At 71.2% G+C, this 14,972-nt stretch carries 11 protein-coding genes; 2 read left to right on the top strand and 9 right to left on the bottom strand.

What is annotated here, in order from left to right:
* The 5 genes from ACSDR0_RS46230 to ACSDR0_RS46210 form a co-directional block, all read right to left on the bottom strand.
* The coding region (locus tag ACSDR0_RS46230; RefSeq protein WP_435295346.1) for a discoidin domain-containing protein at positions 1–2,918 on the bottom strand (2,918 nt) is incomplete at its 3' end.
* Positions 2,919–3,125: 207 nt separating this feature from the next.
* Positions 3,126–5,126 carry a glycoside hydrolase family 127 protein gene (locus ACSDR0_RS46225; protein ID WP_435295345.1) on the bottom strand — a complete coding sequence of 667 codons (2,001 nt, stop codon included), beginning with the start codon at positions 5,124–5,126 and terminating at the stop codon, positions 3,126–3,128.
* Positions 5,119–5,907, bottom strand: a complete 789-nt coding sequence (locus tag ACSDR0_RS46220; RefSeq protein ID WP_435295344.1) for a carbohydrate ABC transporter permease — start codon at positions 5,905–5,907, stop codon at positions 5,119–5,121. The genes ACSDR0_RS46225 and ACSDR0_RS46220 overlap by 8 nt, the downstream gene beginning before the upstream one ends.
* Complete coding sequence (locus tag ACSDR0_RS46215) at positions 5,904–6,842, bottom strand: carbohydrate ABC transporter permease (RefSeq protein WP_435295343.1); 939 nt, start codon at positions 6,840–6,842, stop codon at positions 5,904–5,906. The genes ACSDR0_RS46220 and ACSDR0_RS46215 overlap by 4 nt, the downstream gene beginning before the upstream one ends.
* 159 nt (positions 6,843–7,001) lie before the next feature.
* Positions 7,002–8,276 carry an ABC transporter substrate-binding protein gene (locus ACSDR0_RS46210; RefSeq protein ID WP_435295342.1) on the bottom strand — a complete coding sequence of 425 codons (1,275 nt, stop codon included), beginning with the start codon at positions 8,274–8,276 and terminating at the stop codon, positions 7,002–7,004.
* Positions 8,277–8,480: 204 nt separating this feature from the next.
* Here ACSDR0_RS46210 and ACSDR0_RS46205 point away from each other — a divergent pair, with 204 nt between their 5' ends.
* A complete protein-coding gene (locus ACSDR0_RS46205; protein ID WP_435295341.1) occupies positions 8,481–9,503 on the top strand; it encodes a LacI family DNA-binding transcriptional regulator in 1,023 nt (340 codons plus the stop codon).
* Between the two features lie 167 nt (positions 9,504–9,670).
* Here the strand turns inward: ACSDR0_RS46205 and ACSDR0_RS46200 are convergent, their stop codons facing one another.
* Entirely contained in the window at positions 9,671–10,420 is a 750-nt protein-coding gene (locus tag ACSDR0_RS46200) for an SDR family NAD(P)-dependent oxidoreductase (protein ID WP_435295340.1), read from the bottom strand.
* A 140-nt stretch (positions 10,421–10,560) separates the two neighbouring features.
* Between ACSDR0_RS46200 and ACSDR0_RS46195 the strand changes: the two genes are divergently transcribed.
* Positions 10,561–11,118 carry a TetR family transcriptional regulator gene (locus tag ACSDR0_RS46195; RefSeq protein WP_435295339.1) on the top strand — a complete coding sequence of 186 codons (558 nt, stop codon included), beginning with the start codon at positions 10,561–10,563 and terminating at the stop codon, positions 11,116–11,118.
* Between the two features lie 125 nt (positions 11,119–11,243).
* Here ACSDR0_RS46195 and ACSDR0_RS46190 read toward each other — a convergent pair whose 3' ends face one another.
* The 3 genes from ACSDR0_RS46190 to ACSDR0_RS46180 all read right to left on the bottom strand — a co-directional run bounded on the left by ACSDR0_RS46190 (position 11,244) and on the right by ACSDR0_RS46180 (position 14,310).
* Positions 11,244–12,878 carry an FAD-dependent oxidoreductase gene (locus ACSDR0_RS46190; RefSeq protein ID WP_435295338.1) on the bottom strand — a complete coding sequence of 545 codons (1,635 nt, stop codon included), beginning with the start codon at positions 12,876–12,878 and terminating at the stop codon, positions 11,244–11,246.
* A 290-nt stretch (positions 12,879–13,168) separates the two neighbouring features.
* Positions 13,169–13,693 (bottom strand): GNAT family N-acetyltransferase, encoded by a 525-nt coding sequence (locus ACSDR0_RS46185; RefSeq protein ID WP_435295337.1) that lies wholly within the window; start codon positions 13,691–13,693, stop codon positions 13,169–13,171.
* Positions 13,694–13,716: 23 nt separating this feature from the next.
* A complete protein-coding gene (locus ACSDR0_RS46180; RefSeq protein ID WP_435295336.1) occupies positions 13,717–14,310 on the bottom strand; it encodes a dihydrofolate reductase family protein in 594 nt (197 codons plus the stop codon).
* Positions 14,311–14,972 lie beyond the last annotated feature (662 nt).

The raw sequence follows: 14,972 nt of genomic DNA, 5'->3' as shown, positions 1-14,972 counted from the left end.
GAGGAGGGCGGGTCGATCCCGTCGTTGACCGCCGCGACGCTCTCCCAGGCGGAGGTGTAGGACGCCGACGCGGTCGCCGACGGAGCCAGGTTGGCCGGCGGCTGCACGCCGCCCCGGTTGTAGATCTTGATCTCGGTGAGTCCTGTCTTGGCGCCGGAGGCGTTGGTGGCCAGGACCCGCACCCGCTGCGCGCTGATCGCGGGGAACTGCACCACGTTGTAGTTGGCACGCGGCGCCGACGGGCTCTTGGACTGGCCGGGCACGCTGACCCAGGAGCCGCCGTTGTGGTACTGGATGTCGTAGGCCGACGGCGCCCGGTAGGTGCCGCTGGCCGGACGGCTGTCCTTGAAGTGCAGCCGGACCTCGTTGAGCGTCTTGGCGGAGCCGAGGTTCAGCTCGTACCAGTCCTGGGCTCCTGCGGAGCCTCCCGCCCCCCAGAACGGCTCGTTGACGGGGAACCCGTCGATCGCACCGGCCAGGTTGCTGCCGGAGCCGGTGTGCGAGGCGGAGGCGGTCGCCCCGGCGGCGAGGTTGGTCAGGTTGGCCGTCAGGTCGACGCCGGCCTTGGCGAGCATGTCCACCATCCGGGCGCCGCTCTGCACCACCTGGCCGGGGGCCTGCAGGCCGGAGGCGGCGGCGCTGTGGGTGACCGTGCCGCTCGTGGTGACGGTGCCGGTGGCCGGGTCCCAGGTGAAGGGCACCAGGGAACCGACGGTGGCGGTGCGGGTGCCGTTGACGTAGATGGAGTAACCCTCGGGCACGCCCGGGTAGCGCACGACCCCGTCGGCCGGGTCGTCCCAGACGATGGTCAGGTCGGCGTTGCGGTAGCGCAGGTTGTTGACGGTGAAGTGGGTCCAGCCGATGTTGATCGGCGACAGCTCCACCTTCGCGTCGTTGCGCGGGCGCAGCCCGGCGACGTCCTCGATCACGGTCCAGTTGCTGCTGCCCAGGATGTTGTGGTGGATCCAGGAGCGGTAGTTGACCGAGGAGCCGTTCCAGTCGGCCCAGAACTCGTTGGCGTCGGGCCAGGAGGTGTTGCCGTTGACGTACTGGGCCCAGGTGTTCCAGTACAGCAGCTTCTTGTAGTCGGTCGCGCTCATCCAGGAGTTGGCGTAGTTGCGCAGCACCGACGAGTACAGCCGGAACTGCACGGTGGAGTTGATGGTGGAGAAGTTGTTCGAGCCCGGGTTGCCCGCCGCCGCCGCTGCCGCCTTGTCCACCTGGTTGGCCGTGTAGAAGGGGAAGATCGGGTACTCGGCGGGGCTGTCGTACAGGCGCAGGGCCTGCTTGTAGGTGGTGGTGTTGGGGACGGCGCCGACCGCGAACGGGTAGTAGTTGTTGATCTCCTTCCAGGGCACCCACTCGTTCGTCGACTTCAGCCGGTGCTCGAAGAGCTGCCGGTTCGGGTTCCACAGCACGTTGACGATGGCGTTCTGGATCTGCGTGGCGAGCGTGCGCATCTCGGTGGCCTTGGCCGTGTTGCCGATCGACTCGTAGGCCTGGGCGGCGGCGAGCGCGCCGCTGTACTGGTAGGCGGACTCGGCGCGGTCCATGTTGCCGTTCTTCCAGTGGAAGGAGACGGCGTCGGCGTCGTTGCCGGTCAGGGCGCCCCAGTCGTACTCGATGAGCTTGTTGTTGTCGTGGTCGTAGTAGGCGAGCTGGCCCTTGACGTCCTGCTCGGCGTAGCGGGCGAGGTTGGCCGCGATGCCGGGCTGGCCGCCGTGGATCTGGTAGCTGCGCCAGGCCGCCTCGGAGATGTACTGCGTGTAGCTGTTGGACCAGTTCTCCGGGTCACCGGGGTTGTCCAGGAAGCGGCCGTTCTTGGAGGTCTGGCCGACGCTGAGCCAGTCGCCGTAGGAGTAGATCGGGTTGCGCAGGTACTTGAGGTCGTCGATGTGCATCGGCTGGGTGAGCGCGATGGCGTTGTTGTAGCCCAGCACGCCCTCGGTCGAGGTGGGGAACTGGAAGGTCTGGCCGGGGATGTCGGCGTCGAGATGGTTGAAGCGCATCAGCCACCAGCGGTAGTAGACGTTCTTCTTGATCGCCGGCTCGGCCACGTCGATGTAGGGCACGTTCTGCGCCCACCACAGGTTGTAGGCGCGCACGTGGGTCGCGAACGCGGTGGCGTTGGAGTAGCCCGCGTAGGCGTTGTACTCCGTCAGCGACGCGGGGATCTCGTTGGTGACGAAGCCCATCACCACCTTGGCGGTGACGGTCGCCCCGGCCGCGACGGTGACGGACCTGTTGAGCCCGCCGCTGGAGGCGGTGAAGCCGTCGCCGGTGAGCCGCGGGTAGATGGTGGTGAGGTTGTTGTAGGCGTTGACCTGCCCGGTCAGCTCACCGCCCGAGCCGGAGGTGGCGTAGGGCGAGGTCGCCCGCAGCTGCAGGGTGGTGGAGCCGCTGCCGCCGTTGGTGATCGACAGGTTCGTCACGGCGACGTTGTTGTCGGTGATGAACTTCGTCTGGGTCACCGTGACCGAGCCGCTGGTGTGCACGCTCCCCCAGTGGCTGGGCACCTGCCGCCGCTGGCTCACCTGCTCGGTGAACGTGCCGGGGGTGACGGCGACGGTGTACGCGTTGTTGTTGTTGATGCTCTCCCAGTACGCCACCTGGCCGCCGAAGCCGAGCGCGGCGGGGTTGTGGGTCTTCATGAAGACCGCGCGCCCCCTGCTCATCAGCCAGGTGCCCGCCGGGTCGTTGCCGGAGCGGGCCAGCAGCCGGTCCATCCAGAAGTCGGTGCCGGAACTCTCGGCGTCGTAGATGGACTGCATCATGTTGCCCGGCGTGTACGAGACCGGCGGGGCCGGGATCGCGGGGCCGCTGAAGGTGGGGAATCCGATGGTCTGGTCGGCGTGCGCCGGGGTGGTGGCGGCGAGTGAGCCCGCTAAAAGAAGCAGGGCCATGAGGATTCTTCTCATCGCAAGGTGATCCGATCGGGGTCGGGGGGTGACCGGGGGGTGAGGGGCGTCCGGGGGTGGACCCCGGGCCGGTGGGGGAGCCGGGTCCCGGGAACGGGTTCGGGGGCCGGCGGGGGCCGGTCAGGGAACGGGTTCGGGAGCCGGCGGGGGAGCCGGGTCCCGGGAGCCGGTCAGAGGGCCGGTCCGGGAGCCGGTTCTGGGGCGCGCTCAGCCCGTGGGAAGCCAGACGCGCATGGTGGCGGGGCCGTGGTTGCCCCATCGGTGGTAGGGAACGAGCCGTAGCGTGAGTTCCTCCTCTCGCGGTGTGTCGTCGGCCTCGCCGTGCGGCGGGCCGGTCTGGCCTTCCGGCCGGCGCAGCGCGCGGACCTCCAGCTGGACCGCGCCGTCGCGGGCCGGGGCGTTCCGGGCCGCACCGTCCTGGGCCGCACCGTCTTGGGGTGAGCCGTCCTGGGCTGCACCGTCCTGAGGTGAGCCGTCCTGGAGCGGGCCGTCCTGAGCCGGGTCGCCGTGGGCCGCGCCCTCGCGGAGCGCGTTGTCGGCGGCGCGCTCGACGGGGGGCCGCGAGGGGTCCACGACCACCTCGGCCAGGACCGCCTCGTCCCCCGGCGACTCGGCGCAGTAGACGACGGGACCGCGCTCGACGGCGGCGCATCCCCGCACCGCGTCGACGCGCGGGTCGGGGCGCACCCACCGCGGCTCCATGGGCAGCTCGATCCCGATCACCTCGCCGGGCGTCCAGACCCGCTCGCCGAACACGAGCGCCTGGCCGCGCCGCACCGGCGTCAGACCGTCCGGATGCCGCGAGACGGTGTCGTTCAGGGCGCCCCTCGGGGTTTCCCGGGCTTCGAGGGCGCCGGCGGCCCACGGGGGGAGGCGCAGGGAGATGTGGCGGGGGTCGGCCGGGGCCTCCACGACGCGGACGGAGACGGCGCCCGACCAGGGATAGCGGGTCTCCACCCGCACGGTGAGCCCGTCGTGGCTGATCTCGCACGCGGTGGGGTGGTGGATCTGGATGCCGCCCGGGGTGGCGGTGGCGAGGTAGGCGGGCAGGGAGGCGAACGTGCGGGCCAGGTTGGTCGGGCAGCAGGAGACCCAGAACCAGGGAGCGCGCAGGGCGCTCTGCGCGCGAGGACTGACGTCCTCGGTGGACCGGCCCGGGGTCCGGACCTGCAGGGGGTTGGCGTAGAAGAAGGAACGGCCGTCCAGGGCGGGGGAGGCGGCCACGAGGTTGTAGAGGGTGCGCTCGGCCAGGTCGGCGTAGCGGGAGCGGCCGGTGGCCAGCAGCAGCCGGTGCGCCAGCATGACCGAGCCGATCCCCGCGCAGGTCTCGGCGTAGGCCCGGTCGGGCGGCAGCTCGAAGTCCTCGCCGAAGGACTCGCCGGTGTGCCGGGAGCCCATGCCGCCGGTCAGGTGGACGCGCCGGGCCACGGTGTGCTCCCACTGCGCCTCGATCGCGGCCAGCAGCTCCGCGTCCCCCGTCTCCACGGCCACGTCGACGGCGCCGCAGGCCAGGTACATCGCCCGGACGGCGTGCCCGCCGAAGCCGCGGGCCCGCCGTACCGGGACCTCGTCCTGGAAGTAGGCGCGGCCGAGCTCGATGTCGGCCAGGGCCGGCCGGCCGCGCCGCTCGACGAAGCGGCGGGCCATCTCCAGGTAGCGTTCGGTGCCGGTGAGCCGGTACAGCTCGACCAGCGCCATCTCGATCTCGGGATGGCCGCACACCTCGTGGCCCTCCATGAAACGCCGGCAGACGTGGTCGGCGGCCAGGCGGACGGCGTCGGTCAGCGGGTGTTCCCCGGCCGTCCGCCAGCGGGCGACGCCCGCCTGGATGAGATGGCCGGCGCAGTACAGCTCGTGACCCCACTCGAAGTCGCGGTAGCGGTCGCCGCTCCAGCGGGTGTTGAGGTAGCCGTCGGGTTCCTGGGCCGCGACCACGGTCGCGGCCAGCTCGTCGAAGCGCGGGTCGCCGGCCCAGGCCATGGCCTCCAGCAGCTTGTACGCCTCGGAGTCGGAGAACTCCCTGCCCCGGCGCGGTTCGCCGCGGAAGTTGCCGATCCAGCCGAGCTTGTCCATCCACTCTAGGCAGTGGCCGATGATCACATCCTGGTCGAGCGTCCGGAGATCCCCCCAGAAGCCGGGATCCAGCCGTACGGCATCGAGCCCGAGCGGGGTGAGCACGCCGGACGACGGGACGACGGGGTTAGCCACGCAGTGCTCCTGACATGAATCCGCGCACGTAGTAACGCTGGAGGAGGAGGAAGAGGGCCAGGCAGGGGATGGCCATGAACACCACGCCCGCCTGCATGGTCGGGTAGTCGACCGCGCCGAAGTCGTGCAGCCGCATGTTGACCACCGCGACCGGCAGCGTGAACCTGTCGTTGGAGCTGATCAGGATCAGCGGGGCCACGTAGTCGTTCCAGGAGGCCAGGAAGGCGAACAGGCCGACCGTGACGAGCCCGGGGGCGACCGCGGGCAGCAGCACGCGCACCAGCGCCCCGAAGCTGCCGCAGCCGTCGATCATCGCGGCCTCGTCCAGCGCGCGGGGCACCGAATCGAACGCGTTGCGCATCATGAACACCGAGAACGGCAGCTGGAACATGATCATCACGAGGGCGAGGCCGACCAGCGAGTCCTGCAGCCCCAGCCAGCCGAGCAGCACGTAGAGCGGGATGAGGATGGTGGGGTAGGGCACCATGAGGATGGCCAGGATGAGCACGAACAGCACGCCCTTGCCGGGGAAGCGGTGGCGCGCGAAGGCGTAGCCGGCCAGCGTGGCGACCACCAGCGTCCCGGCCACGGTGAGCGTGACGAGGATGACGGTGTTGAGCAGGTAGGTGCCCAGGCCCTCGCCGTAGGAGGCCAGCCGCCGGTAGTTGTCGAAGCTGAAGGCGTCGCCCAGGCGGATCGAGGACCAGCCGCTCCACATGATCGGATAGACGAAGAAGAGGGCCAGGATCCCCGCGGTGACATAGTGGGAGGCTCGTCTCACGGGTTCCTCTTTCTGATGAAGGCGAGCTGGAGCCCGTTGAGCAGGACGAGCGCGAGCAGGATCAGGACGGACATGGCGGCCGCCGAACCCAGGTCGAACCGGACGAACGCCTCGCGGACGATGACCATGACGACCGAGGTCGTGCTGTTTCCCGGACCGCCCCTGGTGAGGATGTAGAACTGCTCGAAACCGAGCATCGAGCCGGTGACCATCAGGCAGAGCACCAGCGCGATGGTCGGCCGCATGAGCGGCAGCGTGATGCGGCGGAACGCCTGCCACGCCGTGGCGCCGTCGACCCTCGCGGCCTCGTAGAGCTCGGTGGGGATGGCCTGCAGCCCGGTGAGCAGGATGAGCATGTTGAACCCGGCCCAGCGCCAGATGACCAGCGTGACCGTGGAGCCGAAGGCGACGGCGGGCTCTCCGGCCGTCCACGACACGGGCGCGTCGATGAGGCCGACGGTCGTCAGGATGTCGTTCAGCGGGCCGATCTGGTCGCTGAGCAGGCCGAAGAACAGGAGCGTCGCGGTGGCCCAGCCGACGGCGGCCGGCAGGAAGAAGGCGCCCCTGAACAGACCCGATCCCCTGCGCCGGTTCTGGACCAGCAGGGCCATGCCGAAGGAGATCGCGAACAGCAGGACCGTGACGACGGCGGTGTACCTGAGGGTGAACACGACCGCGTCGGCGACCAGCGCGTTGTCGGCGACACGCGTGTAGTTGCCCGGCGCGTTGAACGTCGGAGGGGCCAGCAGCGGCCACTTGTTCAGCGACATCCAGACCACGAGCCCGAGCGGGAGCAGGAAGAACAGCCCGACGACGAGGGCGGCCGGGGCCGCGTAGGCGAGCCCGACCAGGCCGGGAGAACGCCGCCGGGGGCGGGGGCGGGCTCGGGAGAGGTGCTCGCGCGAGGCCGCGCGGGCTTCGAGGAGATCTGACATTTTCCCTCCGGCCGGTGTCCCGGCCGCCGATCTGGCCGGGACACCGTGCTTGTACTGGGGCCGCTGGTCAGTGCCCGGTTCGCGTCAGGACGGGTGCCCCGCCGCCGGGTACGGGCCGGGACCGGCGTGCCGCCACCGGTTCGTGCCGGGACCGGGGTGTCACTGCTGGTTCAGCGAGGCGGTGATGGCGGTGGCGCCCTCCTTGAGCGCCCCGGCCGGATCGGTTCCGAACAGCGAGTCGCGAAGGGTCTTGAGCCAGGGGCTCTGGGGGTCGTTGTAGGACTCGTTGAACTTCAGTGCGTAGGGGGTCCGGCCGGTGGCCATGATCTTGTTCATGGCCTGGACCCTGGGGTCGGTGGCGGTGAGGTCGGTGCGGGCGACGGTCGACTTGCTCTTGGCCTGCAGGTCGGCCTGGACCTTGTCCGACAGGGTGAAGGCCAGGAAGTCCCAGGCCGCGTCCGCCCGCTCGGTGGTCGCGCCGACCCCGATGACGTCGCCGCCCACGAAGGTGGACGTGCCGCCGTCGACGCCGGGGATGGGCGCGACGCCGACGTCGATGCCCTTCTCCTCCAGCAGTCCGAGCCACACCGAGGGGCCGGGGGCGATGCCGACGGTGCCCTCCTGCAGCGCGCCGAGCCAGGTGGTGCCGTTCTCGTCCTTGGAGCCGGGGGCGGCCACGCCGTCGGCGTAGAGCTTGGCGTAGACACCGAAGACCGCCGCCATCTGCGGGTCGTCGACCGTGCTGCGGGTGCCCTCGGGGTTCATCACCTCGCCGCCGCCGGCCCAGACCGACGGCCAGAAGGTGAACGCGTCGCAGCCGCCGCAGTTGCCGCCGAAGTAGGTGCCGTAGTTCTTGCCTCCGAGCTTGGTCCGGATCGCGGTGGCCTGCTCGGCGAACTCCTTGAGCGTCGCCGGGGCCTTGTCGGGGTCGAGCCCCGCCTTCTTGTACAGGCCCTTGTTGACGAACAGCACGGAGATGTCCACGGTGTGCGGCAGCGCGTAGAGCTTGCCGTCCTGCGTGGCGGCCTTGACGTGCGCGGGCGCCACCTTGTCCTTGAACGGCAGGGTGGTGAACCTGTCGGTCACGTCCTGCCACAGGCCCTGCGATATGTAGTTGGGGGCGAACACCACGTCGGAGGCGAACAGGTCGGGCAGGTTCTTGCCACCCGCCGCGGTGGCGATCTTGGCCGGGTACTCCTCGTTGGGGTAGGCGGTCACCTTGACCTTGTTCGTGTGGGAGGCGTTGTACGCGTCGGCCAGGGCCTTGGTGTGGGACTCGGTCGCCGCCCTGGTCCACACGGTGATGGTGACGGCGGCCGGCTGGGACGGGCCGGACGCCGGCTGTGCCTGGCCGCACGCGGCCGACAGGACGGTGGCGCACAGCACCGCGAACGCCGCGGTGCCTCTGCGGCGCCGGGGTAACCCGCTTTCCATGATCTTCTCCTCTGCATCCCCCGAGACGCACCGAAACCTACCTAAAAGGTTTTCGGAAACGTAAGCGCAACACGAGAGGCTGTCAATAGTCGCGTTGAGCTCGACAACTTGCTTTGGAGTGGTCAACGGGGCTATTTTCTGCAGAAACCAATCGGCATGTGCTCAGATAACGATTTCGTTTCGAACGAAAAGGTTTTCGCAGTGATGAGTTCTCAGCAGCCGCGCGCGGCCACGATCACCGACGTGGCCGCGCTGGCCGGAGTGTCGATCGCGACCGTCTCCAAGGCGCTCAACGGGCGCGCCCAGGTCCGCGAGGAGACCCGGCAGCGGGTGCTGCGAGCGGCCGAGAAGCTGGCCTTCCAGCCGAACGCGCTGGCCCGCGGCCTGATATCCGGCCAGACCCGCACCGTGGGCCTGCTCACCAGCGACAGCGTCGGCCGTTTCGGCATCCCGGTGCTCCTGGGCGCCGAGGACGCCTTCGGCGCGGGGGAGATGTCCGTCCTGCTCTGCGACGCCCGCGGCGACGCCATCCGTGAGCAGCACCACCTGCGCACGCTGCTCGCCCGCCGGGTCGACGGCCTCATCGTGGTGGGGCAGAGCACCGACCCGCGCCCGTCGATCAGCCGCGACCTGCCGCTGCCCGTGGTCTACGCCTACGCGCCGTCCGAGGACCCGCAGGACGTCTCCTTCGTCCCCGACGACGTGGAGGGAGCCCGCACCGCCGTACGGCACATGCTGACGATCGGCCGCCGGCGCATCGCGCACATCACCGGCCCCACCCATTACCAGGCCGCCCGCGACCGGGCCGCGGGCGTCCTGTCGGCGCTGGAGGAGGCCGGGCTGTCCCTGTCGTGCGGGCAGGTGCTGAACGGGGAGTGGTCGCAGCGCTGGGGGCGGCAGGCCGCCGAGATCGCGCTGCGGACCGATCCCGACCTGGACGCCGTGGTGTGCGGCAGCGACCAGATCGCCGCCGGGTTCGTCGAGGCGGCCCGCGAGCGCGGGCGCCGCGTCCCCGACGACGTGGCGGTCGTCGGCTACGACAACTGGGAGGTCCTGGCCACCGAGACCAGGCCCCCGCTCACCACGATCGACATGAACCTGGAGAGTCTCGGCCGCACCGCCGCCCAGCACCTGTTCGCCGCCATCGACGGCCGGGCCACCCCCGGCGTGCACCGCATGCCCTGCCGCCTGGTCATCCGCGACTCCACCGCGCTCTCGGGCGACTGAGCGCGGGCCCCGCGGCCGCGCCGCCACCGATCCGTGCCCCGGCGGTGAGGGGCCCGTGGACGGGCGCCGGTCCGGCGTCTCCGCACACCGGCGTCCTCCCGCCGGGCGTGCGCTCCGGCGCCGGGTGTGCGCTCGGCGCGGTCCGGCGCCCCTCCCGCGTGAAGGTCTCAGGCCGCCGCCCAGCCGCCGTCCACCGGCACGATCGCGCCGTTGACGAACGAGGCGGCGTCGGAGGCCAGGAAGAGGGCGACCTCGGCCATCTGCTCCGGCTGGGCGATGCGCTCACCCAGGGTGAGCACGGGGGCGAGGCGGGCCGCGCCGACCGGGTCGAAGGAGGCGCCGGTGGCGATGCCGGTCATGGTGGGACCGGGAAGGATGGCGTTGCAGCGGATGCCCTCCTTGGCGTAGGCCCAGGCGACGTTGCGGGTCAGGCCGACGACACCGTGTTTGGAAGCGGTGTAGGCCGCCCCGGCCGCGCCGCCGCGGATCCCGGCCTCGGAGGCGGTGTTGACGATGGCGCCGCCACCCTGGCGGAGCAGGTGCGGCACCACGGCGCGAATGACCAGGAACGCCCCGGTCAGGTTGACGCGCATGACCCGGTCCCACTGCTCCAGCGTGATGTCGGCGGGCAGCGCCATGCTGTCCATGATCCCGGCGTTGTTGCACAGGACGTCGATGCGGCCGTACGCGCCGATCGAGGTCTCCACCAGCGTGGCCACCGAGGCCTCGCAGGAGACGTCGGCGGTGACGGCGAGGGCCGCGTCCCCGATGTCGGAGGCGGTGCGCCCGGCGCCGTCGGGGTCGATGTCGCAGACCACCACGCGGGCGCCGGCCTTGGCGAAGGCGACCGCCATCGCCCTGCCGATCCCGGAACCCGCGCCGGTGATCAGGGCGACCTTGTCGTCGAAGGTGCTCAAGAGATGGTCCTTTCGATCGGAACGGCGGCCGGGCGGCCGTCGTACCCACGGGGGGAGAGGCCGGCAGCGCGATCCGCCGAGCGGTCACGGCGCCTCCGGCGCCGACCGGACGTCGTCATCCGGTTGGTAACGTGACCGCTGTGACTGCCACGCGCCGACCCAACAGAGGGCCTCGTGCCGCGGCCGCGAACCGGGCGGCACTGATCACCGCGGCCCGTGAGGCTTTCACCGCCGACGGATACGACGCGCCGCTCACCGAGGTCGCGCGGGCGGCCGGGGTCGGGCAGGGCAGCCTCTACCGGCACTTCCCCGATCGCATCAGCCTGGCGCTGGCCGTGTTCAAGGACAGTGTCGCCGACCTGGAGGCACTGGCCGCCAGGCCCGGCACCACCCTCGACGACGTGCTGGACCTGCTCACCGAGCAGACCATCGCCTCGACCGCGTTCATCGACATGGTGACCCTGGCCTCGGCCGGCGATCCTCGCATCATCGAGGTGCGCGACCGGGTGGCGGATCTGCTGGAGGGCACGCTCCCGGAGGCCCGGCGCGCCGGCAGGCTCTGCGAGGACGTCACCGCCGACGATCTGCTCCTGGCCATCGGCATGCTCGCCGGGCTCCTCACCAGGCTTCCGGCCACCGAGCGGCGCGCGACCGCCGAGCGGATGTGGACGCTGCTCCGCCACGGGATCGAGCCCTGAGCGCGGTGTGGCGGGGGTGGCGCCCGCTTCGATGACGGCGAGGCAGGCGGGGGCGGCGGGGGCGGCGAGGGCGCGGCCTCCGCGCCCCCGCCCGTTCGCGCCTCCCCGCCGCACGGCACCCGGGGTCATCGGGACGCGGCGGCGTGCTGTGCGGCACGGTAACCGAAGACGACGGCGGGGGCGATGGTCGAGCCGGGGCCGGGGTAGGTCCGGCCCATCACGGAGGCGGTGGTGTTGCCCGCGGCGTACAGGCCGGGGACGGCCGTGCCGTCCTCGCGCAGTACGCGGGCGTGCTCGTCGGTGAGCAGGCCGCCCTTGGTGCCCAGGTCGCCCGGGTAGACGCGCACCGCTCGGAAGGGCCCCTTCTCCAGCGGGCCCAGGTTGGGGTTGGGCTTGACCCGCGGGTCACCGTAGTAGTTGTCGTAGACGGTCCGGCCACGGTCGAAGTCGGCGTCGACACCGGTACGGGCGAAGCCGTTGAATCGCTCGACGGTCGCCGTCAGCCGTTCCGGGTCGATGTCGATCCTCGTCGCCAGCTCGCGCAGGGAGGGCGCCTCGATCAGGAGACCGGCCCGGACCCACTCCTTCTTGTGTCCCAGCAGGGCGGTGTTCAGATAGCGCCGCGCGTGCCTGACGTCGCTGATCAGCCACATCGGCCCGGGCACGTCGTGGCCGAGCATGGCGTGTCCGACGTCGATGTAGGACGCCGACTCGTTGGTGAAGCGCTCGCCGCCCGCGTCGACCATGACGGAGAAGGGGAAGGACCGCTCCGAGACCAGGAAGCTCGCCTTGCCGTCGGGGCCGACGAGGGACGCGCCCCACCAGGCGTCGTCCATGAGCGCCAGCGCGCCGCCCGCCCGGACGCCCGCCTCGATGGCGGTGCCCAGGTCGCCTTCCGGGGCGGAGGAGTAGCCCGGGATGCCGTGGTGCTTCCGGCGCCACTCGGCGTTGCTGGCGAAGCCTCCGGCGGCCAGGACGACGCCGTGCCGGGCGCGGACCCGCTGCCGGCGGCCGTCCCTGTCGACCACCGCGCCCACCACCTCGCCGTCCTCCACGATCAGGTCGACGACCGGTGCCGACAGCCAGACGGGGGTCCGCTGGGTGCGGACGATGTGCATGAGCGAGCAGGCCAGTGCGCCGCCGATGCCGACCGGGCGCTTCCCCGAGGCGAACGCGCCGAGCGAGCGGAAGACGAAGCGGGCGCCGCGGACGAAACCGCTGGGGGTGGACCAGGCGCGGGCGAGCAGCCACACGTCGTCGGTCATGAGCGGGAGCGGGATGCCGCCCTCCTTGGCGCGCGAGGTGGCGTACCAGTCGCCAAGCAGCTTGGTGTCGAAGAACGCGGTCTCGATCGAGCGGCCCACCTTGCCGCCCGGCCGGTCCGGGTAGTAGTCGGGGTAGTCGGGGGATCTGCGCCACCTGACACCGTGGCGGCCGAGGAAGGCCACGACCTCGGGAGCGGTCTGGGCGAAGGCGGTCCTGCGCTCGGGGGAGGAGGCGGGCCCGGCGTCGCCGATGACGTCGTCCATGTACCGCAGGGCCTCCTCGGCGGAGTCCTGAACGCCGGCCCGGAGCATGAGCGGGTTGGCGGGCATCCACAGCCCGCCCCCGGAGACGGAGGTGGTGCCGCCCCACCGGGAAGTGCTCTCCACCACGAGGACCTCCAGCCCGCGGTCGGCGGCCGTGATGGCGGCGGTCAGGCCCGCAGCGCCGGAGCCCGCGACGAGCACGTCGACGGTCGTGTCCCACTGATCGGTCATCGCAGCTTCCTTCGGATCGCGGAAGACGGCTCAGGGGGCGCCTCCCCGCCAACCGGACGGTTGCGTCCGGTTGGCTCGTAGTCTGTGTGATGACCGCTCACCGCGTCAACAGGGACGCGGTGCGCGAAAGGCGGTACACCCGCCGGTGAACCCGCCCGGATCTGACGCGTCACGGCATCGACGGGTTCGAGGGCCGTCGCGGCGTCGCGGGCGCGAAGCGCGGCGATCGGCGCCCGGCCGGCCCTTCCTCTCCGGTCGCCCCGGCCTGGCCGGGACGGGCCGTCCGGGGGTTAGACGCCGAACGCCGCCGGGTAGCGGATGGTGCCGGCGGGGACCGGGCGCGCGGGATCGAAGACGAGCGCCATCATGTTCTCGTCGGAGACGTCGAACGGCGCCCGGATGGCATGACCCGAGGCCGGGGTGAAGCCGAAGCGGGGATAGTACTCGGCGTGGCCGAGGACGAGTACGAGGTTCTCGCCCTGTTCGCGGGCGGCCCGCAGGGCGGCGTGGATGACGGCCGAACCGGCGCCCCGTCTCTGGTGGCCGGGCAGGACGGCGCACGGGCCCAGGGCGAGGGCGGGGACGTCGCCGACATGGCACCGGGTGAGCAGCGCGAATCCGGCGACGGTCCCGTCGGGGGCCTGCGCGAGCCAGGACAGGCCGGGAAGCCAGGCCGCCGGGTCGGCACGCAGAGCCTCCACCAGATCGGCCTCCGCCGAGGCGGGAAAGGCGGCGAGGTTGACCGCGCGGATCGCGTCGAGGTCGGCGTCGCTCTCGGTCCGGGTGATCCAGGCGGCGCTCGTGGCGGTGGTCATGTCGGTGCTTCCGGTCGATCGGCTCAGCGGGAGCGGCGGTAGTGGACGGCGATCGCCCCGTGGGCCATGGCGGTGGACGACACGAGCGACCAGCCGGAGGAGACCCCCTCGGGCAGGAGGCGGAGTCCGCCGCCAAGAAGGACGGGGAGCACTGAAAGTCGCAGGTCGTCGACCAGGTCCGCGGCCAGGAGGGACTGGATGACGGTCGCGCTGTTGAGCACCAGGATGTCGCGGCCGGGTTCGGACCGGAGGGTGGCGACGGCGGTCGAGAGGTCGGTGAAGATCCGGGAGTTCTCCCACGGCGCTTCGGTCAGAGTCGTCGACACCACGGCCTTGTCGACCGAGTCGAGCCACCGGCCAAGCTCACGGGTGCGGGGGTCCGTCGCCGGGTCACGCGTGATCCCGGGCCATACGCTGTGGAAGCCGACGTAGTTGGTGCGCCCCACGAGCGCCGACGAGCAGCCGCGCCACAAGCCCTCGAAGTGCTCCGCCGAGGCCTCGGTAGCCGCGTGTCCGTAGAGCCAGGTGTCGTGTTCGGGGCCGTCCGGGCCGGAGGAGTAGCCGTCGATGGAGACGCCGCACTGGGCGACGATCCGACGCGCATGCGAGGTGTTCATACCGGGACATGCTCCTCGGAATACGAAAACCGGCGGTGACGCGTCCCGCGCCTTGACGTTGTCACCATACCGACAACCGCCGCATACGACGGCAGATCATCCTGAAGCGCGTACCGATGATCGCGAAAAGATCCAGCGGCGCTCGGGGCCGCCCCTCCACGCCGAGGCGGGCCGGCGAGGGCGGCACCGTCGTCCGGGAGACGGACCACCCCGCGCGCCGGGGTCGTCCACCAGGCCGGCCTCGCGTGCGAGCGGCACCGCGTCGGCCCGGCCGGCCAGGCCGAGCCGTCACCGACCACGCTCTCCCCGGGCCCCGGCGGCGCCGGATCCAGCGGGCCTGGAACAGCGAGCGCCTCCTGACAAAGAGTCTCCGTCTTGACCACCAGGGCATCATCGCGACGGACCAGACGGCTGTCGAACCACTCCGCGGCCCGGGCATGTGATCCGGTGCAGGCTCGGACCTGCCCCGCCGGACATGATGACGATGATCTGCGGGAATGCGGTGGCACGGTGTGTTCCTGGCGCACTCCGGCTGTTCTCCCGCTTGTCCGGACGATCGTCCCAGTGATCGACAAGTCGGTTCTCAGTGGGCGTTTGACATCGATTTACGATGGGTATTTTGATGTGCTTTGTCGTATTCATCACCAACCTGCACGGCCTGA

Source organism: Streptosporangium sp. G11 (assembly GCF_051192615.1).
Lineage (GTDB): Bacteria > Actinomycetota > Actinomycetes > Streptosporangiales > Streptosporangiaceae > Streptosporangium.
This window is presented reverse-complemented; position numbering and strand designations above follow the sequence as displayed.

What these genes read in the sequence shown, in the direction of transcription:
- ACSDR0_RS46215 (WP_435295343.1), bottom strand. Translation starts at nt 6,842, where the DNA reads ATGTCAGATCTCCTCGAAGCCCGCGCGGCCTCGCGCGAGCACCTCTCC.
- ACSDR0_RS46210 (WP_435295342.1), bottom strand. Translation starts at nt 8,276, where the DNA reads ATGGAAAGCGGGTTACCCCGGCGCCGCAGAGGCACCGCGGCGTTCGCG.
- ACSDR0_RS46205 (WP_435295341.1), top strand. Translation starts at nt 8,481, where the DNA reads ATGAGTTCTCAGCAGCCGCGCGCGGCCACGATCACCGACGTGGCCGCG.
- ACSDR0_RS46190 (WP_435295338.1), bottom strand. Translation starts at nt 12,878, where the DNA reads ATGACCGATCAGTGGGACACGACCGTCGACGTGCTCGTCGCGGGCTCC.
- ACSDR0_RS46185 (WP_435295337.1), bottom strand. Translation starts at nt 13,693, where the DNA reads ATGACCACCGCCACGAGCGCCGCCTGGATCACCCGGACCGAGAGCGAC.
- ACSDR0_RS46180 (WP_435295336.1), bottom strand. Translation starts at nt 14,310, where the DNA reads ATGAACACCTCGCATGCGCGTCGGATCGTCGCCCAGTGCGGCGTCTCC.